General features: G+C 70.5%; 24 protein-coding genes and 1 pseudogene. 18 read left to right on the top strand and 7 right to left on the bottom strand.

Annotated elements, in window-relative coordinates; genetic code table 11:
• Nucleotides 1-6: 6 nt before the first annotated feature.
• Nucleotides 7-1,368, bottom strand: coding sequence for a D-arabinono-1,4-lactone oxidase (locus tag OG456_RS09175; RefSeq protein ID WP_266559022.1), 1,362 nt, complete (start codon nt 1,366-1,368; stop codon nt 7-9).
• A complete protein-coding gene (locus OG456_RS09170; RefSeq protein ID WP_266559020.1) occupies nt 1,295-2,566 on the bottom strand; it encodes an MFS transporter in 1,272 nt (423 codons plus the stop codon). The genes OG456_RS09175 and OG456_RS09170 overlap by 74 nt, the downstream gene beginning before the upstream one ends.
• 106 nt (nt 2,567-2,672) lie before the next feature.
• Here OG456_RS09170 and OG456_RS09165 point away from each other — a divergent pair, with 106 nt between their 5' ends.
• Together OG456_RS09165 and OG456_RS09160 are read left to right on the top strand one after the other, a co-directional pair.
• Nucleotides 2,673-3,809 (top strand): ferrochelatase, encoded by a 1,137-nt coding sequence (locus tag OG456_RS09165; RefSeq protein ID WP_266559018.1) that lies wholly within the window; start codon nt 2,673-2,675, stop codon nt 3,807-3,809.
• Nucleotides 3,810-3,819: 10 nt separating this feature from the next.
• The gene (locus OG456_RS09160; RefSeq protein WP_266559016.1) at nt 3,820-4,617 is read left to right on the top strand and encodes an inositol monophosphatase family protein; all 798 of its coding nucleotides are present in this window, start codon (nt 3,820-3,822) and stop codon (nt 4,615-4,617) included.
• Nucleotides 4,618-4,720: 103 nt separating this feature from the next.
• Here the strand turns inward: OG456_RS09160 and OG456_RS09155 are convergent, their stop codons facing one another.
• On the bottom strand, nt 4,721-4,894 hold the full coding sequence (locus OG456_RS09155; RefSeq protein WP_165914605.1) for a hypothetical protein: 174 nt from the start codon (nt 4,892-4,894) through the stop codon (nt 4,721-4,723).
• Between the two features lie 322 nt (nt 4,895-5,216).
• On the opposite strand from OG456_RS09155, the gene OG456_RS09150 reads away from it, so the two are divergent.
• The 4 genes from OG456_RS09150 to OG456_RS09135 all read left to right on the top strand — a co-directional run bounded on the left by OG456_RS09150 (nt 5,217) and on the right by OG456_RS09135 (nt 8,858).
• Nucleotides 5,217-5,870, top strand: coding sequence for a response regulator transcription factor (locus tag OG456_RS09150; protein ID WP_055544891.1), 654 nt, complete (start codon nt 5,217-5,219; stop codon nt 5,868-5,870).
• A 6-nt stretch (nt 5,871-5,876) separates the two neighbouring features.
• On the top strand, nt 5,877-7,121 hold the full coding sequence (locus OG456_RS09145; RefSeq protein ID WP_266559009.1) for a HAMP domain-containing sensor histidine kinase: 1,245 nt from the start codon (nt 5,877-5,879) through the stop codon (nt 7,119-7,121).
• A gap of 461 nt (nt 7,122-7,582) precedes the next feature.
• Nucleotides 7,583-7,879 (top strand): DUF4193 domain-containing protein, encoded by a 297-nt coding sequence (locus tag OG456_RS09140; protein WP_030357326.1) that lies wholly within the window; start codon nt 7,583-7,585, stop codon nt 7,877-7,879.
• A gap of 13 nt (nt 7,880-7,892) precedes the next feature.
• Nucleotides 7,893-8,858 (top strand): hypothetical protein, encoded by a 966-nt coding sequence (locus OG456_RS09135; protein WP_266559005.1) that lies wholly within the window; start codon nt 7,893-7,895, stop codon nt 8,856-8,858.
• Nucleotides 8,859-8,864: 6 nt separating this feature from the next.
• Here the strand turns inward: OG456_RS09135 and OG456_RS09130 are convergent, their stop codons facing one another.
• A complete protein-coding gene (locus tag OG456_RS09130) occupies nt 8,865-9,311 on the bottom strand; it encodes a DUF3093 domain-containing protein (RefSeq protein WP_266559003.1) in 447 nt (148 codons plus the stop codon).
• A 58-nt stretch (nt 9,312-9,369) separates the two neighbouring features.
• Here OG456_RS09130 and OG456_RS09125 point away from each other — a divergent pair, with 58 nt between their 5' ends.
• The 10 genes from OG456_RS09125 (at nt 9,370) to OG456_RS09080 (ending at nt 18,556) form a co-directional block, all read left to right on the top strand.
• Entirely contained in the window at nt 9,370-9,954 is a 585-nt protein-coding gene (locus tag OG456_RS09125; protein ID WP_266559001.1) for a PaaI family thioesterase, read from the top strand.
• Nucleotides 9,951-10,478 (top strand): dUTP diphosphatase, encoded by a 528-nt coding sequence (dut, locus tag OG456_RS09120; protein ID WP_266558999.1) that lies wholly within the window; start codon nt 9,951-9,953, stop codon nt 10,476-10,478. Before OG456_RS09125 ends, dut begins: the two co-directional genes overlap by 4 nt.
• Nucleotide 10,479: 1 nt before the next feature.
• Nucleotides 10,480-11,247: a DUF3710 domain-containing protein gene (locus tag OG456_RS09115; RefSeq protein WP_266558997.1), complete on the top strand. Its 768-nt coding sequence runs from the start codon at nt 10,480-10,482 to the stop codon at nt 11,245-11,247.
• 388 nt (nt 11,248-11,635) lie between these two features.
• Complete coding sequence (locus OG456_RS09110; RefSeq protein WP_266558995.1) at nt 11,636-11,809, top strand: hypothetical protein; 174 nt, start codon at nt 11,636-11,638, stop codon at nt 11,807-11,809.
• Between the two features lie 117 nt (nt 11,810-11,926).
• Nucleotides 11,927-13,153, top strand: coding sequence for an alginate lyase family protein (locus OG456_RS09105; RefSeq protein ID WP_266558993.1), 1,227 nt, complete (start codon nt 11,927-11,929; stop codon nt 13,151-13,153).
• A 72-nt stretch (nt 13,154-13,225) separates the two neighbouring features.
• Nucleotides 13,226-13,981 carry an ABC transporter ATP-binding protein gene (locus OG456_RS09100; protein ID WP_266558991.1) on the top strand — a complete coding sequence of 252 codons (756 nt, stop codon included), beginning with the start codon at nt 13,226-13,228 and terminating at the stop codon, nt 13,979-13,981.
• A 143-nt stretch (nt 13,982-14,124) separates the two neighbouring features.
• On the top strand, nt 14,125-16,680 hold the full coding sequence (locus OG456_RS09095) for a sensor histidine kinase KdpD (protein ID WP_266558989.1): 2,556 nt from the start codon (nt 14,125-14,127) through the stop codon (nt 16,678-16,680).
• Complete coding sequence (locus OG456_RS09090) at nt 16,677-17,360, top strand: response regulator (RefSeq protein ID WP_266558987.1); 684 nt, start codon at nt 16,677-16,679, stop codon at nt 17,358-17,360. Before OG456_RS09095 ends, OG456_RS09090 begins: the two co-directional genes overlap by 4 nt.
• A gap of 41 nt (nt 17,361-17,401) precedes the next feature.
• Nucleotides 17,402-17,812, top strand: a complete 411-nt coding sequence (locus OG456_RS09085) for an OB-fold nucleic acid binding domain-containing protein (protein ID WP_266558985.1) — start codon at nt 17,402-17,404, stop codon at nt 17,810-17,812.
• A 3-nt stretch (nt 17,813-17,815) separates the two neighbouring features.
• Nucleotides 17,816-18,556, top strand: a complete 741-nt coding sequence (locus tag OG456_RS09080; RefSeq protein ID WP_266558983.1) for a DUF3159 domain-containing protein — start codon at nt 17,816-17,818, stop codon at nt 18,554-18,556.
• A gap of 119 nt (nt 18,557-18,675) precedes the next feature.
• On the opposite strand, the gene OG456_RS09075 is transcribed toward OG456_RS09080, so the two are convergent.
• The 3 genes and pseudogenes from OG456_RS09075 to OG456_RS09065 all read right to left on the bottom strand — a co-directional run bounded on the left by OG456_RS09075 (nt 18,676) and on the right by OG456_RS09065 (nt 21,285).
• The gene (locus OG456_RS09075; RefSeq protein WP_116508876.1) at nt 18,676-19,353 is read right to left on the bottom strand and encodes a TrkA family potassium uptake protein; all 678 of its coding nucleotides are present in this window, start codon (nt 19,351-19,353) and stop codon (nt 18,676-18,678) included.
• Nucleotides 19,353-20,024, bottom strand: coding sequence for a TrkA family potassium uptake protein (locus tag OG456_RS09070; protein WP_116508874.1), 672 nt, complete (start codon nt 20,022-20,024; stop codon nt 19,353-19,355). Before OG456_RS09070 ends, OG456_RS09075 begins: the two co-directional genes overlap by 1 nt.
• Before the next feature lie 169 nt (nt 20,025-20,193).
• Nucleotides 20,194-21,285: pseudogene (locus tag OG456_RS09065) on the bottom strand (acyltransferase family protein).
• 301 nt (nt 21,286-21,586) lie between these two features.
• On the opposite strand from OG456_RS09065, the gene OG456_RS09060 reads away from it, so the two are divergent.
• Both OG456_RS09060 and OG456_RS09055 read left to right on the top strand, forming a co-directional pair.
• Nucleotides 21,587-21,958, top strand: a complete 372-nt coding sequence (locus OG456_RS09060) for a metalloregulator ArsR/SmtB family transcription factor (RefSeq protein ID WP_227300612.1) — start codon at nt 21,587-21,589, stop codon at nt 21,956-21,958.
• Nucleotides 21,959-21,984: 26 nt separating this feature from the next.
• Nucleotides 21,985-22,719 (top strand): transglycosylase SLT domain-containing protein, encoded by a 735-nt coding sequence (locus tag OG456_RS09055; RefSeq protein WP_266558979.1) that lies wholly within the window; start codon nt 21,985-21,987, stop codon nt 22,717-22,719.
• Nucleotides 22,720-22,814 lie beyond the last annotated feature (95 nt).

The following is a 22,814-nucleotide window of genomic DNA, read 5'->3' as shown; positions in this document are numbered from 1 at the left end:
GCGCGGTCAGTCGCCGATGACCCGCCGCAGATAGTCGTTGGCGAACAGGCGGTCCGGGTCGAGGCGGTCGCGCAGCTTCGTGAACTCGCCGAAGCGCGGATAGACCGTCGAGAAGTAGTCCGCGTCGCGCGTGTGCACCTTGCCCCAGTGCGGCCGGCCCTCGTGCGCGGTGAAGATGCGCTCGGCCGCCGTGAAGTAGGCCTGGTACGGGGTGCCCTTGTACATGTGGACGGCGATGTACGCGCTCTCCCGGCCGGACGCCGTGGAGAGCGTGATGTCGTCCGCGGGGGCGGTGCGGACCTCTACGGGGAAGCTGATGCGCAGGTTCGAGCGATCGACCATGGACTTCAGCTCGCGCAGGGTCTCGACGAGGGCCGCGCGCGGAACCGCGTACTCCATCTCCACGAAGCGGACGCGGCGCGGGGACGTGAAGACCTTGTAAGGGATGTCCGTGTAGGTGCGGGCGGAGAGCGCGCGGCTGGAGATCTTCGCGATCGACGGGATCGTCGAAGGGACCGCGCGGCCGAGTGAATTGACCGCCTGGAAGAGGCCGTTCGACAGCAACTCGTCCTCGAGGAAGCTGCTGAACCTGCTGACGGGGGCTTCCGGCCCGGCACTGCGGTTGTTGCGCTTGGTGTTGCAGTTGCCGGTGTGCGGGAACCAGTAGAACTCGAAGTGCTCGTTCTCCGCGTACAGCGCGTCGAAGTCGCTCGTGACCCTGTCGAAGGTCATCGGCTCCTCGCGGGCGGTGAGCAGGAAGATCGGCTCCACGGCGAACGTGATCGCCGTGATGACGCCGAGGGCACCGAGTCCGATCCGTGCGGCCGCGAAGACCGCGCGTTCTTCTGCGGTCCCCTTGTCCGAGCACGTGAGGACCGAGCCGTCGGCGGTGACCAGTTCGAGGCCCTTGATCTGCGCGGATATCGACGCCGATTCGCGGCCCGTGCCGTGCGTGCCGGTGCTGGTGGCACCCGACACCGTCTGCTCCATGATGTCGCCCATGTTCGTGAGCGACAGGCCCTCGCGGGCCAGGGCGAGGTTGAGTCGCTTGAGCGGGGTGCCCGCCTCCACCGTGACGGTGCCGGCTTCGCGGTCGATGTTGCGGATGCCGGTCAAGAGTTGAGGGCGTATCAATACACCGTCGGTCGCCGCAGCCGCGGTGAACGAGTGCCCCGTACCGACGGCCTTCACCCTGAGGCCGTCGTCGGCGGCCGCGCGGACGGCCGCCGAGAGCTCCTCCACCGACGCGGGCGTCACCTCGCGGACCGGCCGGGCGGTGACGTTCCCCGCCCAGTTACGCCACGGTTCGTTCCGTGTCCTGGCCTGCCGGGCTTGCGTCGTTTCGCTGCCCGAGTTCCCCGTGCTCATTGGTTCCTCCCCGCTGCGGAACCGGCTGCTTCAGCCGGCGGTACCCCAGGAACCCGACCGCCACCGCGACGGCGCCGGCCACGGCCGGAACCCCGTACCCGGCCTTCGCGCCGGCGGCGTCGATCACCCAGCCGGCCGCGGAGGAGCCGAGCGCGACACCGACCGCGAGTCCGGTGCTCACCCAGGTCATGCCCTCGGTCAGTTTCGCGCGTGGTACGTGCTGCTCGACGAGAGCCATCGTCGTGATCATCGTCGGTGCGATGGACAGGCCCGCGACAAAGAGCGCCACGGCCAGAAACGGAAGGTTCCCGACCAGTAGGAGGGGGATCATACTCACGGCCGTCGTGCACACACCGACCAGCCACCGGCGTGCGGGCGCCCCCTTGAAGTGCAACAGCCCGAAGACCGCTCCCGCGGCGCAGGAGCCCGCCGCGTACACCGCGAGCACGAGACTGGCCGCCGCCTTGTGGCCCTCGTCCTCGGCGAACGCGACCGTCACCACGTCCACCGCGCCGAAGATCGTGCCCGTCGCCACGAACGTCGCCACCAGGACCTGAAGACCGCGCGACCTCAGGGCGGACCCCCCGGAGTGCTGTCCGCGCGGATGCGGCACCGGCTCGGTCGCGCGCTGCGCGGTCAGCCAGAAGACACCGGCCGCGAGGAAACAGCCCGCGAGAAGGGGCCCCGCCTCCGGGAACCAGGCGGTCGACAGACCGATCGAGATGATCGGCCCGAAGATGAAGCACACCTCGTCGATGACGGACTCGAAGGAGTACGCGGTGTGCAGCTGAGGGGTGTCCCTGTAGAGGGCCGCCCAGCGCGCCCGGACCATCGAGCCGACGCTGGGCACACAGCCGATCAGGGCGGCGAAGACGAACAGCGTCCAGTCCGGCGCCTCGAACTTCGAGCACAGCAGCAGACCGGCGACGGCGACGAGCGAGACCAGGGCGGCGGGCCGCAGCACACGGCGCTGCCCGTGCCGATCGACGAGGCGTGAGATCTGCGGGCCGATGGCCGCAGCCGAGAGCGCCACGGTGGCGGACAGGCCACCCGCGAGCCCGTATCGGCCGGTCAGCTGGGAGACCATCGTGACGATCCCGATGCCCATCATCGACAGGGGCATCCGGCCCAGGAACCCGGCGACCGAGAAGCTCTTGGTGCCGGGCAGGGCGAATATGGCGCGGTAGGGGCTGGGCAAGTCGACTCCGGTAAGGCGCGTAGGTGGCCAAGACAGCTTACGGGTCCCGGGGCTTACGGACATGGCCGTTTTCCGCCTGTCCGTGCCGGGTGGCAGGATCAAAGGCATGTCCGATGCGCTCGACCCCACGCCCTTCGACGGCTACGACGCCCTGCTGCTGCTCTCGTTCGGAGGCCCCGAAGGCCCGGAGGACGTGGTCCCGTTCCTGGAGAACGTGACGCGTGGCCGGGGAATCCCCAAGGAGCGGCTCAAGGAGGTGGGGCAGCACTACTTCCTGTTCGGCGGGGTCAGCCCTATCAACGAGCAGAACCGCGCCCTGCTGGACGCGCTCCGCAAGGACTTCGCGGACCACGGCCTCGACCTGCCCGTCCACTGGGGCAACCGGAACTGGGCGCCGTACCTGACGGACACCCTCCGCGAGATGGTCACCGACGGCCATCGGCGCATCCTCGTCCTCGCGACCAGCGCGTACGCGTCGTACTCGGGCTGCCGCCAGTACCGCGAGAATCTCGCGGAGTCCCTCGCCGCCCTGGAAGCGGACGGGCTCGAAGTGCCGCGCGTCGACAAGCTGCGGCACTACTTCAACCACCCCGGCTTCGTGCGCCCCATGATCGACGGTGTCCTGAGGTCGCTCGCCGACCTCCCCGACGACGTGCGGGACGGCGCCCACATCGCGTTCACGACGCACTCCATCCCGACCGCGGCCGCCGACGTCTCCGGGCCGGTCGCCGACCACGGCGACGGCGGTGCCTACGTGAAGGAACACCTGGACGTCGCGCGCGTGATCGCCGACGCGGTCCGTGAGGAGACCGGGGTCGACCACCCCTGGCAGCTCGTCTACCAGTCGCGGTCCGGCGCCCCGCACATCCCGTGGCTGGAGCCCGACATCTGCGACCACCTCGAGGAGCGGCACGGCGCCGGTGCGCCGGCCGTCGTGATGGCTCCCATCGGGTTCGTCTCCGACCACATGGAGGTCCTCTACGACCTCGACACCGAGGCCACGGCCAAGGCCGCCGAGCTCGCCCTCCCGGTGCGCCGCTCCGCCACGGTCGGCGCGGACCCCCGCTTCGCCGCCGCGGTCCGCGACCTCGTCCTCGAGCGGTCCGCCGCCGAGCGCGGCCGGGCCGTCACGCCGTGTGCCCTGGGCGCGCTCGGCGCGAGCCACAACCTCTGCCCGGTGGGCTGCTGCCCCTCCCGTGCCCCCAAGCCCGCAGCCGCGGGCGCCGACAGCCCGTACGCGTAAGGATCTCGACGTGACAGACCTGAAGGCCGAACTCCTCGAGGTCGCCCTGGAGGCCGCCGCCCGCGCCGGTGCCTTCCTGCGCGACGGCCGCCCCGCCGACCTCGGCGTCGCCGCCACCAAGACCAGTGCCGTGGACGTCGTCACGGAGATGGACATCGCCTCCGAGAAGCTGATCACCGGCTTCCTCGCCGAGCGCAGGCCGGACGACGGCGTCCTTGGCGAGGAGGGCGCGAGCATTGAGGGCAGCAGCGGGATCACCTGGGTGATCGACCCCATCGACGGAACGGTCAACTACCTGTACGGGCGCCCCGAATGGTCGGTCTCGATCGCCGCCCGCCAGGGCGACGAGACCCTCGTCGGGGTCGTCGCGGCGCCCCTGCGCGGCGAGACGTACCGCGCGGTCCTCGGCCAGGGCGCGTTCGTGAACGACCGCCCGGCACACGTGCGCGTGGCGCCCCCCTTCGAGCAGGCGCTCGTCGGCACGGGATTCGGCTACCTCGCCGCACGCCGGGCCCACCAGGCCGATGTCGTACGGGAGTTGGTGCCCCACGTGCGCGACATCCGGCGTGGCGGTTCGGCCGCAATCGACCTCTGTGACGTCGCCGTCGGACGCCTCGACGCGTACTACGAGCGCGGCCTGAACCCCTGGGACCTGGCGGCCGGGGACCTCATCGCCAGGGAGGCGGGCGCGCTTACCGGCGGCCGCCCCGGTGAGGTGCCGTCCGGCGAGCTGACGATCGCGGCGCCGCCCGGACTCTTCGAGCAGCTCCAGAGCCGCCTTGAGGAGCTCGGGGCCTGGCACGACTGACGGACAGCGGCCTGCCGAGCGCGCAGGAAGCACGGGAACGGCACAAGAAAGGGCCCCGGCGCCTGCCTGGATCGACCAGGCGCCGGGGCCCTTCCGTGCTGCGTCAGACGCGCGCGACGCCGAGCTCCACGCCGTGTTCGGCGGCGAGCCGATGCAGGTCGTCCAGCTCGTCCTGCTCGATCTCGACGAGGAATTCGTCGCCCGTCTCGCGAGCCCGGCTCAGATCGGACTCGGTCGCCTTGATGCGCTGCAGAAGTCCTGCGGTGAATGCGTCCATGGTTGCGCCCCCTCGTCCTGGGTCATGGGTCGGTGGCACGGGGGTGTGCCCTCGGAAGGGGCGATCACGTCTCACACCGCCCTGCGGAAAGCGGTCGTGGCACGCCACATACAAAGCGTGATCGCGGGTGTAAATCCGTCCTCCCCGCGCTCACTTACGCAGAAACCTCGACCGGCCAGAAAATCCCGTATTCCCCGGGCGCCCCATCGCCTTACAGCCGGTTTATGGCCGAAAGGGGCAGGATGGAGCCCACACTCCACGACCCGGACCTGCTCACAGGTGCTCAGAACCTGCCCGCAGGTCACACAGGAAGGACAGCGACGTGCGCGTACTCGTCGTCGAGGACGAGCAGCTGCTCGCCGATGCGGTGGCCACCGGACTGCGCCGGGAGGCCATGGCCGTCGACGTCGTGTACGACGGTGCGGCCGCCCTCGAGCGCATCGGCGTGAACGACTACGACGTGGTCGTCCTCGACCGGGACCTCCCGCTCGTGCACGGCGACGACGTCTGCCGCAAGATCGTCGAACTGGGCATGCCGACCCGCGTCCTGATGCTGACCGCCTCAGGCGACGTCAGCGACCGTGTCGAGGGCCTCGAGATCGGCGCTGACGACTACCTGCCCAAGCCGTTCGCGTTCAGCGAGCTGACCGCCCGTGTGCGGGCGCTCGGACGCCGTACGAGCGTGCCGCTGCCGCCCGTCCTCGAACGCGCGGGCATCAAGCTCGACCCGAACCGCCGCGAGGTCTTCCGCGACGGCAAGGAGATCCAGCTCGCACCCAAGGAGTTCGCCGTCCTCGAGGTGCTGCTGCGCAGCGAGGGCGCCGTCGTCTCGGCCGAGCAGCTCCTGGAGAAGGCCTGGGACGAGAACACGGACCCCTTCACGAACGTTGTCCGGGTCACCGTCATGACCCTGCGCCGCAAGCTCGGAGAGCCCGCCGTCATCGTGACCGTGCCCGGCTCCGGATACCGGATCTGATCCCCTGTGGCCTCGACACCGGCGCCACCGACCGCGCCCCCGAAACCCACATGGGACCCCAGAAAAGCCGAGCCGCCCTACCCGTGGCTGCGTCCGACCATCCGTATACGCCTCACCCTGCTGTACGGCGGCATGTTCCTGATCGCCGGCATCGTGCTGCTGTCGATCATCTATCTGCTCGCCGCGCAGGCGCTGAACGTCGGCAGTGACCTGCCGTTCACCGTCACGAACGGCTCGGTGAGCAGCGGTACCTGCCGTAACTTCTCGGGCCTCCCCGACCACCCCACGACGGGCCAGCTCAACTCCGCGCTGAACGAGTGCGTCAACGAGATGCGTCAGCACGCACTCGACAACCTCCTCAGCCGCTCGCTCCTCGCCCTGCTCGGCCTCGCCGTGATCGCGTTCGCCTTCGGGTACGCGATGGCGGGCCGCGTCCTGTCCCCGCTGGGCCGCATCACGCGCACCGCGCGCCGTGTGGCCGGCACGGACCTGTCGCGGCGCATCGAGCTGGACGGCCCGGACGACGAGCTGAAGGAGCTGGCCGACACCTTCGACGACATGCTCGACCGCCTGGAGAGAGCCTTCACCGCGCAGCAGCGGTTCGTCGGCAACGCGTCGCACGAGCTGCGCACCCCGCTCGCGATCAACCGCACGCTCCTGGAGGTCCACCTCTCCGATCCCGGGGCGCCGATGGAGCTCCAGCAGCTCGGCAAGACGCTGCTGGCCACGAACGAGCGCAGCGAGCAGCTCGTCGAGGGCCTGCTCCTGCTCGCCCGCAGCGACAACCAGATCGTGGAGCGCAAACCGGTCGACCTCGCCGAGGTCGCCTCGCAGGCCATCGACCAGGCCCGCTCGGAGGCCGACGCGAAGGGCGTCGACATCCGCGGCGAGCGCAAGGAAGCCGTCGTCCAGGGCAACGGCGTGCTCCTGGAGCGCATCGCCCTGAACCTCGTCCAGAACGCCGTCCGGTACAACGTCCCGGAGGGCGGCTGGGTCGAGGTCACCACCGAGGCCCAGCACGGCCAGGCGGTCCTCGTGGTGTCCAACACGGGGCCCGTGGTGCCCGCGTACGAGATCGACAACCTCTTCGAGCCGTTCCGGCGGCTGCGCACCGAACGCACCGGGAGTGACAAGGGAGTCGGGCTCGGCCTGTCGATCGCCCGCTCGGTGGCGCGCGCTCATGGGGGCCGTATCATCGCGGAGCCGCGTGAAGGGGGTGGGCTCGTCATGCGGGTCACCCTGCCGATCTGAGGCCTCCGAGACGCGGGTCACCCGCCGATCCGGGCCTTTCGAGATGCGGGTCGGCGACCGATCTGAGATGCTTCCGCCGACGTGCCGGAGGAGTTCGCTTTTAGCGGAATTTTCGGGACCTGATCCCGCGAAGACCGTGTGTGATCGATCACAAGGGCGATTTTCCGGCCATCTACTCTCCGTGATCGCAAAAGCCCTCGGAAAGCCTGGAAAATCCGGGTTTTCAGGGGTCCTGATCACGGGAAGTACACGGGGTGGCGCCCGTGGAGCACGACCTTTGGACCGTGTACGGTCCCGATCGCCATCCAACCCGATCACTCATGGGGGATCCGGTTGGGTGTCGATTGAGTAACAGACCTTGATGTGAGGCAAAATCTCCGCCTCAGGTCGGGCACAAAGTCCGGCCTCCCGCGCGTTGTGCGCTGGAGACACCGCATACACCCAGAGGGGGAGAGCGACACATGGCAACGGATTACGACACCCCACGCAAGACCGACGATGACGTCAACGAGGACAGCATCGAGGAGCTCAAGGCTCGTCGGAACGACAAGTCGACCTCGTCGGTCGACGTCGACGAGTTCGAGGCCGCCGAAGGCCTGGAGCTCCCGGGCGCCGACCTCTCGAACGAGGAGCTGGCCGTCCGGGTCCTGCCCAAGCAGCAGGACGAGTTCACCTGCATGAGCTGCTTCCTGGTGCACCACAGGAGCCAGCTGGCCCGCGAGAAGAACGGCCAGCCGATCTGCCGCGACTGCGACTGAGGCAGGGTCGGCCGTGACTGGCTCGACCCCGCCCTGGAAGCGCCGCTCCCGGAAGGACCGGGAAGCGGACGGTGGCCCGTCCGACGACGGCGTGCGTGACGACGAGCGAGGCTCTTCCCCCACAGGAGCAGCCTCGCTCGAGGACGCGGACGACCAAGAGGTGGCGGGCGACCTCGCGGCGGCGGGATACAGCGACGTACCCGCCGTCTCCACCGCGGGTGACCAAGTGCCGATCGGCGGCCGTGCACAGGTCGCCCGGCGACGTGTGGCCGCCGTCAGGGACGGCGTCCGCAAGAGCGGCACCGCCGCCAAAGCGGGACTCGGCTATCTCGCCGACCGGATCATCGAGAACGCGCCGCGCGTGCCGGTGCGCGATCTGGCGACCCTGCGCAGACAGTTCCCCGGCCTGAGCGCCGAACAGCTCGCCGACAAACTCGTCGCGGGCGCCGCCAACGCCACCTCCACGGTGGGTGCGGGGATCGGCGCCGCCGCGATGATGCCCGTACCTCCCGCGATGCCCGCCGAGCTGGCGGCCGAGATCACCGGCGTCGCAGCCATCGAGATGAAGCTCGTCGCCGAGCTGCACGAGGTCTACGGCGTGCGCCCGCCCGGCGCCCTCAAGGACCGCAGCGCCGCGTACCTGGCCTCGTGGACCGAGGAGCGCGGCATCGAGGTGACGAAGCCCGCGACGATCAATGCGGCGCTCGGCGGCCAGATGAAGCGCGAGCTGCGCCAGCAGATCATGAAGCGCATGGTGCGCAACCTGCCGAACCTGATGCCGTTCATGGTCGGCGCCGCGGTCGGGGCGGTCATGAACCGCCGCGACACCAAGAAACTCGCGGGGCGGATCCGCAAGGACCTGCGCAAGATCCAGGTCCCCTGGGACGCCCTGCCGGAGCTGCCGCCTCTGGAGCGCCCCAGCGACCCGCACCCGCTGATCCCGGGCGACGCACCCGGGCCCAAGGAGCTCGGAAGCTGACCGGCGCTACTTGCCGAGCGCCTTCGCCAGTCCCTTCGGGTCCCGCGTCGACAGATACACGTAAGGGGTCGGGTCCTGCGGGTCGATGACGTCCACGCGCAGGGCCGTCGGGACATAGCTGCGCAGCAGCATGAAGGCGCGCGGGTCGGCCTTGTGCGTGCGCCAGGCACGCGCCCCCTCGGCGTCCAGGACCTCCGCGTCACCCAGCGCCGACAGCGGGATCTTCGCGTCGCCCGCGACCAGCGAGTCCGCCACGACACGGATGCGCACGGAGCCGTACGAACTCGTCACCACCGCCGCCGCGGCCGTCCCGCCGACCAGCCCCCCGAGCAGCGGCAGCGTACCGAACGGCAGCAGGATCAGGGCGCAGGCGACGCCGAGCAGGAGTGAGACGAGCCACCACGAGCGGGGGGCGGTGAGGCGTTCTTCGAACGGTGCGGTGGAGAGCTCCATGCGGTCAAGCTTGGCACGGTGCGCTTTCTCCCAGGACGCGCGGGTAAGGTCTGCGCCTGTGAGTGGTACTTCTGCAGCTCTGACGCCCCCCGCCGACGCCATAGCGCCCGTGCGGCACCCCGATGCCCCCGCACCCGGCGAGCTCCTCGGCGCGCACTACGGACACTGTTTCGGATGCGGCGACGAACAGCCCCACGGGCTGCACCTGGCGGCTCGCGCGCAGGCCGGCGTCCGCGTCACCGCCGAGTTCACGGTGCGGCCCGCCCACCAGGGGGCCCCCGGTCTCGCACACGGCGGAATCCTGGCCACCGCCCTCGACGAGACGCTCGGCTCGCTGAACTGGCTGTTGCGCGTCATCGCGGTGACCGGCCGTCTCGAGACGGACTTCGTGCGGCCCGTGCCCGTGGACACCGTGCTGTATCTCGACGCCGAGGTCACCGCCGTCGCAGGCCGCAAGATCTACTCGACCGCCACCGGCCGGATCGGCGGCCCCGACGGGCCCGTCGCGGTCCGCGCCGACGCCCTCTTCATCGAGGTGAAGGTCGACCACTTCATCGACAACGGCCGCCCGGAGGAGATCCAGGCGGCCATGAGCGACCCGGACCAGGTCCGGCGCACCCGTGCCTTCGAGGTGAACCCGTGACCCGAGCCCCTCTCGACGTACTGATCAGGCGCATCGACCCCGACGTACCGCTGCCCTCGTACGAGCACCCCGGTGACGCGGGCGCGGACCTGCGGACCACCGAGGCGTGCGAGCTCGCGCCGGGCGAGCGGGCCGTACTTCCCACGGGGGTGTCGATCGCGCTGCCCGAGGGGTACGCCGCCTTCGTGCATCCGCGATCCGGACTCGCCGCCCGCTGCGGTGTCGCCCTGGTGAATGCCCCAGGGACGGTGGATGCCGGGTACCGTGGAGAGATCAAGGTGATCGTGGTGAATCTCGACCCGCGCGACAGCGTGCGGTTCGAGCGCTTCGACCGGATTGCCCAACTGGTCGTCCAGCAGGTCGAGAAGGTGCGCTTCCAGGAGGTGGCGGAGCTTCCCGACTCGGCGCGGGCCGAGGGGGGCTTCGGGTCCACCGGTGGTCATGCCGCCGTGGGACCGGGCCCGGGTGGGCATCAGGGTGGGAATCGATACGCATCGGTCGTATCCGACCGGGAAGGACAGTGACGTGTTCGGACGTCGCAAGAAGAACGGCGCCGCCGATGACGCGGCGGGCGAGGCCGAGCAGGTCGTCGACGGCGTAGCCGGCGACAGCGACGCGGGCGAGGGCGAGCCGCAGCGCGTGCGGCTCGAGCCCGAGCCGCGTCCCGACGGCCCCTGGGACGCCTCCGAGGTCCGCGAGCCCGGTGAGGGCCGCGTGGACCTGGGCGGACTCTTCGTCCCCGGAGTCGAGGGCATGGAGCTGCGGGTCGAGGTCGCGGGCGACGCGATCGTCGCGGCCACCGTCGTCCTCCAGGACAGCGCTGTGCAGCTCCAGGGCTTCGCCGCCCCCAAGAAGGAGGGCATCTGGGGCGAGGTCCGTGAGGAGATCGCCTCGGGCATCACTCAGCAGGGTGGCGTGATCGACGAGGTCGAGGGTCCGCTCGGCTGGGAGCTGCGGGCCCAGGTGCCGGTGCAGCTGCCGGACGGCACGGGCGGCTTCCAGGTCGTCCGGTTCATCGGCGTCGACGGCCCCCGCTGGTTCCTGCGTGGAGTGATCTCCGGGCAGGGCGCGGTGCAGCCGCAGGCCGCCGGGCTCCTCGAGCAGATCTTCCGGGACACCGTCGTGGTCCGCGGTGATGGCCCGATGGCTCCGCGGGACCCGATCGTCCTGAAGCTGCCGGACGACGCGCAGATGGTTGCCGAGGGCGTGCAGCAGGAGCCGCAGGAAGGCTCCCGGTTCGCCGGCGGCATGGGGCAGCTGGCGCGCGGCCCCGAGATCACCGAGGTGCGCTGAGCCGCACCCTTACGGCCATCGATGGGCCGCACACTCCACCGGAGTGTGCGGCCCATCGGCGTTGCGTGGCTCGGCAGTTCAAGGCTGCCCGGACCATTGCGAGGCCTTCGCGTAACCCCCTGATGAGCCGCAATGCGCCGCGCACCGGGGGAGGGCGGCTCGTGGATGTACGGCGGGTGCCTGCCGGGGTGCGGGGTCGCCGTTTCGCCGACCTGCACCGTTCGTGAGTCCAGTTCACGGCCGCGCGCCGCGCCGAAAGGGAGCTGGGCGCGACGGTTCTCGTCGTCGCCCACGAACCGCTCGTGTCCGGCCGGACGCGCCGCACGGTCCGTATCAGCGACGGCCGCACCTTGACGGAATCCGCGACGGCCGCACCTCGGCGGAGACCTTGCGCGAACGCGGGGGAGAGGGCGAGGAGTTCACGGTTCTGGACCGGGCGGGCCGGCTCCAGCTGCCGCGGGACCACGTGGAGCGGTACGGGCCGCGCGGCCGGGTTCGGTTCTCGGGTGAGGCGGGCCACGTGGGCGTATGGCCGGATCGCGACGACCGCTCCGGCGGCTGAACTGCGGCTCTTTCTTCACCTCTTGACGGAGGGCTGGTACGTACCTAGGGTCTGCGGCCAACACCCGTGTTCATAAAGGTACTTCGCGTTCACGTAGAAGAACGGATGGCCCCCCACATGCCGAACACACCGGCCCCCGCCCGTCACCGGCGCAGACGACGCGCCGCCCTCCTCGCCACCCTGGCGACGACCACCACGGCACTCGTCGCCACCCTCCTCGCCTGGCCCGGCGCCGACCGCGCCGACGCCGCGCCCGCCACCTTCGCCCACCCGGGCGTCACCGTCTCCAAGGGGCAGCTCGACTTCGCCCGCGACAAGGTCGACGCCGGTGCCCAGCCCTGGAAGGGCGCGTACGACCAGATGCTGGCGAGCAAGTACGCCTCCCTCACCCGCACCGCCAAACCCCGCGCCACCGTCGAGTGCGGCTCCTACTCCAACCCCAACTACGGCTGCACCGACGAGCGTGAGGACGCGATAGCCGCGTACACCGACGCCCTCGCCTGGTACATCTCGCGCGACGACCGCTACGCGAAGAAGTCCATCGAGCTGATGGACGCCTGGTCGGCCACCATCAAGGAGCACACCAACAGCAACGCGCCGCTCCAGACCGGCTGGGCCGGCTCCTCCTGGCCCAAGGCCGCCGAGATCATCAAGTACACGTACACCGGCGGCTGGGCGAACGAGGGCCGTTTCCGGACGATGCTGCGCGACGTGTACCTCCCCAAGGTCATCAACGGCTCCAACTCCAACGGCAATTGGGAGCTGTCGATGATGGAGGCCGCCGTCGGCATCTCCGTCTTCCTGGAGGACAGGACGTCGTACGACAAGGCCATGGCCAAGTTCCGTACGCGCACGGCCGCCTACGTCTACCTCGCCTCGGACGGCGACCTGCCGAAGACCGTGCCGAGCCAGAACCTCGACACCAAGGCCAAGATCGTCAGCTACTGGCAGGGACAGTCCACCTTCGTCACCGGCCTCACCCAGGAGACCTGCCGCGACTTCACGCACACCGGATACGGCATCTCCGCCATCTCCCACATCGCCGAGACCAGCCGCATCCAGGGCCAGGACCTGTACGGCACCGACGTCGGGCAGCGCCTCCAGCAGGCCCTCGGCTTCCATGCCAAGTACGAGCTGGGCGAGGCGCCGCCGAGCTGGCTGTGCGGCGGGTCCGTCACACGCGGGCTCGGGCCTGTCACCGAGGTCGGCTACAACGCGATGCACACCCGCCTCGGCAACGCCATGACGAACACCCAGAAACTCACCGAGCAGAACCGCCCGGCGGGCTCCAACAACCTGTTCGTCGCCTGGGAGACCCTGACCCACGCCGAGAACCCCAACTGATCCGGGCCATTGCCCGGCCGGGCGCCGCGTGACCATACTGGCGCCCGGCCGGGGAACGCAAGGGGAGCGCACATGAGTGAGAGCACGGAAGCGGGGACCGCCGTCCTCGACCAGGACGGCGGCGGCCCCATGGTCGTCATCGAGGACCTGCACCGCTCGTACGGCACCGGGGCCGCGGCCGTGCACGCCCTGCGCGGCGTCTCCTTCGAGGTACCGCGCGGCGAACTCGTCGCCCTCAAGGGCCGCTCGGGATCCGGCAAGACGACACTCCTCAACCTCGTCGGCGGGCTCGACGAACCCGACGGCGGGCGCATCACCGTCGACGGACAGGACCTCTCCGGACTCGGCGAGAACGGGCTCCTGGAGCTGCGCCGTGACCGCATCGGCTTCATCTTCCAGTCCTTCGGCCTGATCCCGATCCTGTCCGCCGCCGAGAACGTCGGGGTGCCGATGCGGCTGCGCAAGGCCGACCCCCGCGAACGCGAGGAGCGCGTCGAGCTGCTCCTCGCCCTCGTCGGCCTCGCCGACCACGCCAAGCAGCGCCCCGCCGAACTGTCCGGCGGCCAGCAGCAGCGCGTCGCCATCGCCCGCGCGCTCGCCAACCGGCCCGCCCTCCTCATCGCCGACGAACCCACCGGCCAGCTCGACGCCGAGACCGGACTCGCCGTCATGGAGCTGCTGCGCGCCGTCGTCCGCAGCGAACACGTCACCGCGCTCGTCGCCACCCACGACGCCGCGCTGCTCGACCTCGCCGACCGGGTCCTCGAACTGCGCGACGGCGAGATCACGGAAATCGCGGCGTCAGGGGAGACGTCGGGGCGGCGCTGACCGAAACGCCGCCGGTGCGGAGTGGCCCGCATCAGAGTTGCGTCAAAGACGCACGTCCGCGGCTCCCTCGCCCCATTTGCCGCAATTGGTGGCCGTAGGGTCGACGCTGCGTACAACACGTGCAGCGGGAAGACAATGGGGCCATGGGACGCGGCAAGCTTCGGATCTACCTCGGTGCGGCACCGGGCGTCGGCAAGACCTACGCGATGCTCTCCGAGGGCCACCGCCGTATCGAGCGGGGCACGGACTGCGCCGTCGGCTTCGTCGAGCACCACGGCAGGCCCCGTACGGAGGTGATGCTCCACGGGCTCGAACAGATCGCCCGCAAAGAGCTGACCTACCGCGGCGCCGTCTTCACCGAGATGGACGTCGACGCCGTACTCGCCCGCCGCCCCGAAGTCGCCCTGGTGGACGAACTCGCCCACACGAACGTGCCCGGCTCGCGCAACGCCAAGCGCTGGCAGGACGTCGAGGAACTCCTCGCGGCCGGCATCGACGTCGTGTCCACCGTCAACATCCAGCACCTGGAGTCACTCGGCGACGTCGTCGAATCGATCACCGGCGTGCGCCAGCGCGAGACCGTCCCCGACGAGGTCGTGCGCCGCGCCGACCAGATCGAACTGGTCGACATGTCGCCCGAGGCGCTGCGCCGCCGCATGGCCCACGGCAACATCTACAAGCCGGACCGCATCGACGCCTCCCTCTCCAACTACTTCCGCCCCGGCAATCTCACCGCCCTGCGCGAACTGGCCCTGCTCTGGGTGGCCGACCGCGTCGACGAATACCTCCAGCAGTACCGCGGCGAACACAACATCCGTTCCACCTGGCAGGCCCGCGAGCGCATCGTCGTCGGCCTGACCGGCGGACCCGAGGGCCGCACCCTCGTCAGGCGCGCGGCGCGGATGGCAGCCAAGGGCTCGGGCAGCGAGATCCTCGCCGTCTACATCGCCCGCAGCGACGGCCTCACCGCCGCCTCCCCCAAGGAGCTCGCGCTCCAGCGCACCCTCGTCGAGGACCTGGGCGGCACGTTCCACCACGTCATAGGGGACGACATACCGGCCGCGCTCCTCGAGTTCGCACGCGGCGTCAACGCGACACAGATCGTGCTGGGCTCCTCGCGCCGCAAGACGTGGCAGTACGTCTTCGGACCCGGCGTCGGCATGACCGTCGCCCGCGAGTCGGGCCCCGACCTCGACGTGCACATCGTCACCCACGAGGAAGTGGCCAAGGGGCGCGGCCTCCCCGTCACACGTGGCGCGCGCCTCGGCCGCTCCCGCATCATCTGGGGCTGGCTCATCGGCGTCGGCGGGCCCGCCCTGCTGTCCCTCGCGCTCACCCATGTCGCCACCGATCTCGGCCTCGCGAACGACATGCTCCTCTTCCTGTCCGTGACGGTGGCCGCCGCCCTCGTCGGCGGTCTCCTGCCGGCGCTGGCCTCGGCCGCCGTCGGCTCGCTCCTCCTGAACTACTACTTCACGCCGCCGCTGCACCTGTTCACCGTCGCCGACCCCAAGAACATCGTCGCCATCGTGATCTTCGTAGGGGTCGCGGTGTCGGTCGCCTCCGTCGTCGACCTCGCGGCCCGGCGTACCCACCAGGCCGCACGGCTGCGGGCCGAGTCCGAGATCCTCTCCTTCCTCGCCGGCAGCGTCCTGCGCGGCGAGAACAGCCTCGACGCGCTGCTCGACCGGGTCCGCGAGACCTTCGCCATGGACTCCGTCGCCCTTCTCGAACGCGCGAGCGACGTCGAGCCGTGGACCCGCGCAGCCAGCGTCGGCCCGCACCCCCTGGAACGCCCCGAGAACGCGGACGTCGACATGCCGGTCGGCGACCACATGGCGCTCGCCCTGTCCGGCCGGGTGCTGCCCGCCGAGGACCGCCGCGTCCTCGCCGCCTTCGCGGCCCAGGCCGCCGTCGTCCTCGACCGCCAGCGCCTCCAGTCCGAGGCGGACCAGGCCCGCACCCTCGCCGAGGGCAACCGCATCCGCACCGCCCTGCTCGCGGCCGTCAGCCACGACCTGCGGACCCCGCTCGCCGGTATCAAGGCCGCCGTCTCCTCCCTGCGCTCCGACGACGTCGCCTGGTCCGAGGAGGACCAGGCGGAACTCCTCGCCGGCATCGAGGAGGGCGCCGACCGCCTCGACCACCTGGTCGGCAACCTCCTCGACATGTCCCGCCTCCAGACCGGCACCGTCACCCCGCTGATGCGCGAGATCGATCTCGATGAGGTGGTCCCGATGGCGCTGGTGGGCGTCCCCGACGGCAGCGTCGACCTCGACATTCCGGAGAGCCTGCCCATGGTCACCGTGGACAAGGGACTCCTGGAGCGCGCCGTCGCCAATATCGTCGAGAACGCGGTCAAGTACAGCCCCGAGGACGAGACGGTCCTCGTGGCGGCCAGCACACTCGGCGACCGCGTCGAGGTACGCGTCGTGGACCGCGGTCCCGGTGTCCCCGACACCGCGAAGGACCGCATCTTCGCCCCGTTCCAGCGCTACGGTGACGCACCGCGCGGCGCCGGAGTGGGCCTCGGCCTCGCCGTCGCGCGCGGCTTCGTCGAGGCGATGAGCGGCACGCTCACGGCGGAGGACACCCCCGGCGGGGGCCTGACCATGGTCCTCACGCTCACCGCCGCGACCGGCCGCCCGCCGGCCGGCCCCACCAGCTCAGCCATTGCTCAGAGAGGCAGGTACGCATGACCCGGGTGCTCGTGGTCGACGACGAGCCGCAGATCGTGCGCGCCCTCGTCATCAACCTGAAGGCGCGCAAGTACGAGGTGGAGGCCGCGGCCGACGGCGCGGGCGCCCTCCAGCTCGCCGCCGCGTTCCACCCCGACGTGGTCGTGCTCGACCTGGGCCTGCCCGACATGGACGGCGTCGAGGTGATCAAGGGCCTGCGCGGCTGGACCCGCGTTCCGATCCTGGTGCTGTCCGCGCGTCACTCCTCCGACGAGAAGGTCGAGGCGCTCGACGCGGGCGCCGACGACTACGTCACCAAGCCGTTCGGCATGGACGAGCTCCTGGCCCGCCTGCGCGCCGCGGTCCGCCGGGCCGAGCCCACCGGCGGCGGCGAGGACGAGGGCATCGTCGACACCGACGACTTCACCGTCGACCTGGCCGCGAAGAAGGTCAACCGCGACGGCCGCGACGTACGCCTGACCCCCACCGAGTGGCACCTCCTGGAGGTCCTGGTCCGCAACACGGGCCGCCTGGTCAGCCAGAAGCAGCTCCTCCAGGAGGTCTGGGGCCCCTCCTACGGCACCGAGACGAACTATCTGCGCGTCTACATGGCCCAGCTCCGCCGCAAACTGGAGTCGGACCCCTCCCACCCGCGGCACTTCATCACGGAGCCCGGCATGGGGTATCGCTTCGAGCGCTGACCCGCTCATCCGTTGTCCCCGCCCCCCGGTACGCTTGATTTATGACTGCTGTCCCTCGTTCCGATACGCCGTCCGAGAAGCCGGCAGGCCGCTTCCGGCGCATGCTCGACCGGCTGTCCTCCTCCCAGCAGGATCTGGAGTCGGAAGAGCTGCGCGAGGACTCGCAGACCACGGGCTGTACCCGCATCGGGGACTGTCAGGACCGGCAGATAGTCACGGTTACTGGTACCTTGCGCACGGTCACCCTCCGACCACGCGCCGGAGTCCCGGCCCTGGAGGCGGAGCTGTTCGACGGCTCCGCGGCTCTGGACGTCGTATGGCTCGGCCGCCGGTCCATCGTCGGCATCGAACCGGGCCGCAAGCTGATCGCTTCCGGACGGGTCTCGATGAGCCGGGGCCGTAGGGTGCTCTTCAACCCGAAATATGAACTCAGACCGCTCGGACGGGAGTAGCCGGTGACGTCCCTCGACAAGCCGACCGCGGATCAGGAATCCGACTCGAAGGCGGTGACCGAGGCCGCCCTCTTCGAGGCCTTCGGTGGCGTGCGGGGCTTGGTGGAGACCGTCGTTCCCGGTCTCCTCTTCGTGACCATCTTCACGATCAACAAGGACCTGCACATGTCGGCCGTCGCGGCCCTCGCGGTGTCCCTGGTCCTGGTCGTGGTCCGCCTGGTCATGAAGGGCACTGTCAAGCACGCCTTCAGCGGCGTCTTCGGCGTGGCCTTCGGCGTCGTCTTCGCGATGATGACGGGCAATGCCAAGGACTTCTATCTGCCCGGCATGCTCTACACGCTGGGCCTGGCCGTCGCCTACATCGTCACCACGCTGTGCGGGGTGCCGCTGATCGGCCTGATACTGGGACCGGTCTTCAAGGAGAACCTCTCCTGGCGCACGCGCAACCCCGGCCGCAAGAAGGCCTACGCGAAGGCCAGTTGGGCCTGGGGCCTGATCCTGCTCGCCAAGTGCGCGATCCTCTTCCCGATGTACTGGTGGGCCGACACCACGAAGTTCGGCTGGGTCCTGATCGCCCTGAAGATCCCGCCCTTCCTGCTCGCCGTCTGGCTGACCTGGGTCTTCCTGGCGAAGGCGCCCGCGCCCATCGACGTGTTCGCGGAGATGGAGGCGGAGGAGAAGGCCGAGAAGGAAGCGAAGGCTGCCCGCAAGGAGGGCGCAGCGCGCCATCGCCGGGAGGTATGAGGCTCGTTCGCGCCTGCGGGCCTGTGAGGGCTTGTCGCGCAGTTCCCCGCGCATCTGGAAGCAAAAAGGGCCCCGGAGTTTCGACTCCGGGGCCCCTTCTCGTAGCTACGGAAGAACCGTCAGCCCGCGACGTCCTCGCGGCGGACGGACAGCAGGTCCTCGAGCTGTTCCTCGCGGGCCTGGGCGGCCACGAACAGCAGCTCGTCGCCCGCCTCCAGCGAGTCCTCCTGGGACGGGGCCAGGACACGGGTCCCGCGGATGATCGTCACCAGGGACGTGTCCTCGGGCCACTGGACGTCGCCCACGCGCGTGCCGGCCAGCGCCGACTCGGGCGGCAGCGTCAGCTCCACCAGGTTCGCGTCGCCGTGGCTGAAGCGCAGCAGGCGGACCAGGTCGCCCACGCTCACCGCCTCCTCGACGAGCGCGGACATGAGGCGCGGCGTGGAGACCGCGACATCGACGCCCCACGACTCATTGAAGAGCCACTCGTTCTTCGGGTTGTTCACGCGGGCGACGACCCGCGGGACCCCGTACTCGGTCTTCGCGAGCAGCGAGACGACGAGGTTGACCTTGTCGTCGCCGGTGGCCGCGATGACCACGTTGCAGCGCTGGAGCGCCGCCTCGTCCAGGGACGTGATCTCACAGGCGTCGGCGAGCAGCCACTCCGCCTGCGGGACGCGCTCGACCGAGATGGCGGTCGGCGCCTTGTCGATGAGAAGGACCTCGTGCCCGTTCTCCAGGAGCTCACCGGCGATGGACCGGCCCACCGCGCCCGCTCCGGCAATGGCGACCCTCATCAGTGACCGCCCTCCTCTTCAGGACCCTCGGCGAACGCCGCTTCGACCTTCTCGACGTCGTCGGTGCGCATCATCACGTGCACCAGGTCGCCTTCCTGCAGGACCGTCTGCGACGTGGGCAGGATCGCCTCGCCGAGCCGGGTGACGAACGCGACCCGGACGCCGGTCTCCTCCTGGAGCCGGCTGATCTTGTGGCCCACCCACGCGACCGAGGCGTGCACCTCGGCGAGCTGGACGCCCCCGGTGGGGTCGCGCCACAGCGGCTCGGCGCCGGACGGCAGGAGCCTGCGCAGCATCTGGTCCGCGGTCCACCGCACGGTCGCGACGGTCGGGATGCCCAGGCGCTGGTAGACCTCGGCGCGACGCGGGTCGTAGATACGGGCCGCGACGTTCTCGATGCCGAACATCTCGCGGGCCACGCGGGCGGCGATGATGTTCGAGTTGTCCCCGCTGGAGACGGCCGCGAACGCGCCGGCCTCCTCGATCCCCGCCTCGCGCAGGGTGTCCTGGTCGAAGCCGACCCCCGTGACGCGGCGGCCGCCGAAGCCGGAGCCCAGGCGGCGGAACGCCGTGGGGTCCTGGTCGATGACCGCTACCGTGTGCCCCTGTTGCTCAAGGTTCTGGGCCAGGGCTGAACCCACCCGGCCGCACCCCATGATGACGATGTGCACCGGCCGCTACCCCGCACTCCCGGTCGCCCCGATGACCTGCGAAAACATCTCGCTCACTCTTCTCTCTCAGTCTGCCGGGCAACTAGAGGCAATCGCGTGCCGCGTTGCCAGGAGACGAGCTTAAGCCGCATGGCCTCCGTTGCCTGCATCCGCGTAGCCGGAAGCTTGATCAGCTTGGCCGCGCGCCGCCCCTGCCCGCGATCTCGGCGGCGTCCCGCCTGAACGCCCACTTCATCTCCGGTTCCATCGCGAAGCGGAAGAGGCGTTGCACGGGCGGGGTGCACAGGCTGGTGATGAGAGCGGCGGCGGCCAGCGTGACGGTGATCTCGCCGAGCGGGGTGTGCAGCCACCGAAGGTCGTACCAGTCCCAGAAGCGGGAGCCCTTGGCGACGAACCCGTGCAGGAGATAGCCGTACAGGGTGCCTGCGCCGAGTGCCGTGAACCACGTCTTGCGGCGCGGGACCCAGGCGAAGAAGCACGCGACGAGGACGACGGAGCAGCCGAACATGGCGAGTGTCATGACGGCGCCCGACCAGCCGGGGGCGCCGAGTTCCTGGGCGCTGTCCCGGCGGTAGAACCAGGCGGCGTTCATGCGCGGGGCCGCCCAGTAGGCGAACAGCAGGGCGGCCGCGACGACGGGGACGGCCAGGATCCGCGCCTCGCGACGGCGTACGAGCTGGAAGTGCTCCGGCTTGAGGACGAGGCCGAGCACGAAGAAGGGGAGGAACTGCAGGACGCGCTGGAGGTCGAGGTCGTCGCCGATGTCGGGGGAGACGGCGGCGAGCACCGCGATGGCCAGCGCGAGCGGCACGGGCAGGCGGACGATCTTCCACAGCGGGGTGGTGAGCCGCCAGATGAACAGCGCGATCAGGAACCAGGTCAGGTACCAGGGGTCGAGGAGACTGATCGGGTAGGTCGGGTCGTCGTTCGCCCAGCGCTTGAAGAAGGTGTACGCGACCTCGAAGATCACGTACGGCACGGCGACCCCGGTCACCAGGCGCTTGAGGCGTCCCGGGCTCGCGTCGAAACTGCGCGAGAAGTAGCCGGAGATGACGATGAACGCCGGCATGTGGAAGGTGTAGACGGTGATGTAGAGGGCGGCCGCCGCCCGGCTGTCGCCGCGCAGGGGCTCCCAGGCGTGACCCATCGCGACGAGGACGATGGCCAGTTACTTGGCGTTGTCGAAGAACGCGTCGCGCGGCTTGGCGGGCTGCGTGTCCGGCTTCCCCGCTACCACCGGCAGCCTGTGCGGACTCTTCATGGCCGTGCGCTGCTCGTCCGGCTTGTCCGCGGCCGGCCCGTGCGCCGTCGGCGGCTTCTCCGGCGGGAGCGCGGCGGGTGCGGACGCGGGTTCCGGCAACGGCGCGGTGTGGTCACCCCGAGGTGCGACCGGCCGTTGCGCGGGGAGGTGGCTGCGGGACATCTCCCGCACCGTATCCACCCCTTCTCTCGCGCGTAAACCCGGACCACAGCGGCGTTACGGGCGTCACAGTGCCCACCTAGACTGGGGTCCTCCTTGGCCCGGTGAGCCGACGCGGATGTGGAAGAGGACGACGACGGTGGTGACGCGCGTACGCGACTTCGATGACCGGCCCGCCTTCGACGACCCGCCCGCCGAGGTCATCGCGGAGGCTGCCGGCGCGTTCGGACTGCTCGCCTCCTCGGCCCGGCTGCACATCGTGTGGGCCCTCGCGCAGGGTGAGAGCGATGTCACAGGCCTCGCCGACCGCGTCGGCGGCGCGCTGCCCGCCGTGAGCCAGCATCTGACCAAGCTGAAGCTCGCCGGGCTCGTCCGGTCCCGGCGCGAAGGGCGCCGCCAGGTCTACTTCGTGGACGACCCGGACATCGTGGCCGTGGTGCGGCTGCTGGTCGGCCGGCTCGCCGAACGGGCCGACCCGAACCCGGCCCGCCGGCTCCGCGGGGCCGGGGCCTAGGGTCTTTCGTCAGAGGAGGCCGGGGGATGGCGGAGCGGGGCGGGCAGACCAGGCGCAGGCCCTGGCTCTGGGGCGCGGTGCTGCTCGTCCTCCTGGTGTCCTGGGCGTGCGGGCGGTCGGGGGATACGAGCACGGACGGGACCGGTGGCGCCACGGGAGCTACGGGGGCCACGAGGAAGCCGGATGCGTCCGCCCACCCCTCGCGAACGCCCACGACCTCCACGCCGAAGCCCAGCCCCGGCAGCCCCACCACCCCCTCAGGCAAGTACGACCCGGCGGCCTACGCCCCGCAGGTCCGGGCCCGCGCCGCCGAGGCCGGCGTCAGCCCGCGGCTCCTCATGGCGATCCTCTACAACGAGTCGTACAAACCCCACGACCCCGCCCTGGAGCGCGCCTGGCAGCGCTACAAGCCGGGCGCCGCCTTCGGGATCGCCAACATGCACCGCGCCGCGTTCGACGAGACCAAGCGGGGCCGGGCCTTCGCGGGGCGCCGGTGGGAGGAGCTGCCCGACGACCGGGACCTTGCCGTGCGCGCGGCTGCCTGGTACCTCCACGACCTGGCGCGGCAACTGCCCGCGCACCCCTCGGGCCCGTACGACAAGGACGAGTTGCTCGCCCTCGGCTACAACGCGGGCGCGGGGAACATGCAGGCCTTCGCGCGCGGCGCGACGCCCGGCAGCCAGGCCGCCGACTATCTGTCCCGGCTGCGTTCGAACTGGGAAAAGGCGGGACGGGCCGTCGCCCGGACCGGCCGCGGCTGAGGCCGAAACCCCTCGCCAGGACCGCCCGGCGTGAGGCCCGGTGCGAGGCCTTGTGTGAGGTTCCGGTGCACTTGGGGGGTGGTGGGTGGGCGGCC

The organism is Streptomyces sp. NBC_01446 (assembly GCF_026340095.1).
Lineage (GTDB): Bacteria > Actinomycetota > Actinomycetes > Streptomycetales > Streptomycetaceae > Streptomyces > Streptomyces aureus.
Note: the sequence above shows the minus strand (reverse complement) of the source record. Positions and strands in the feature narration are given on the sequence as shown.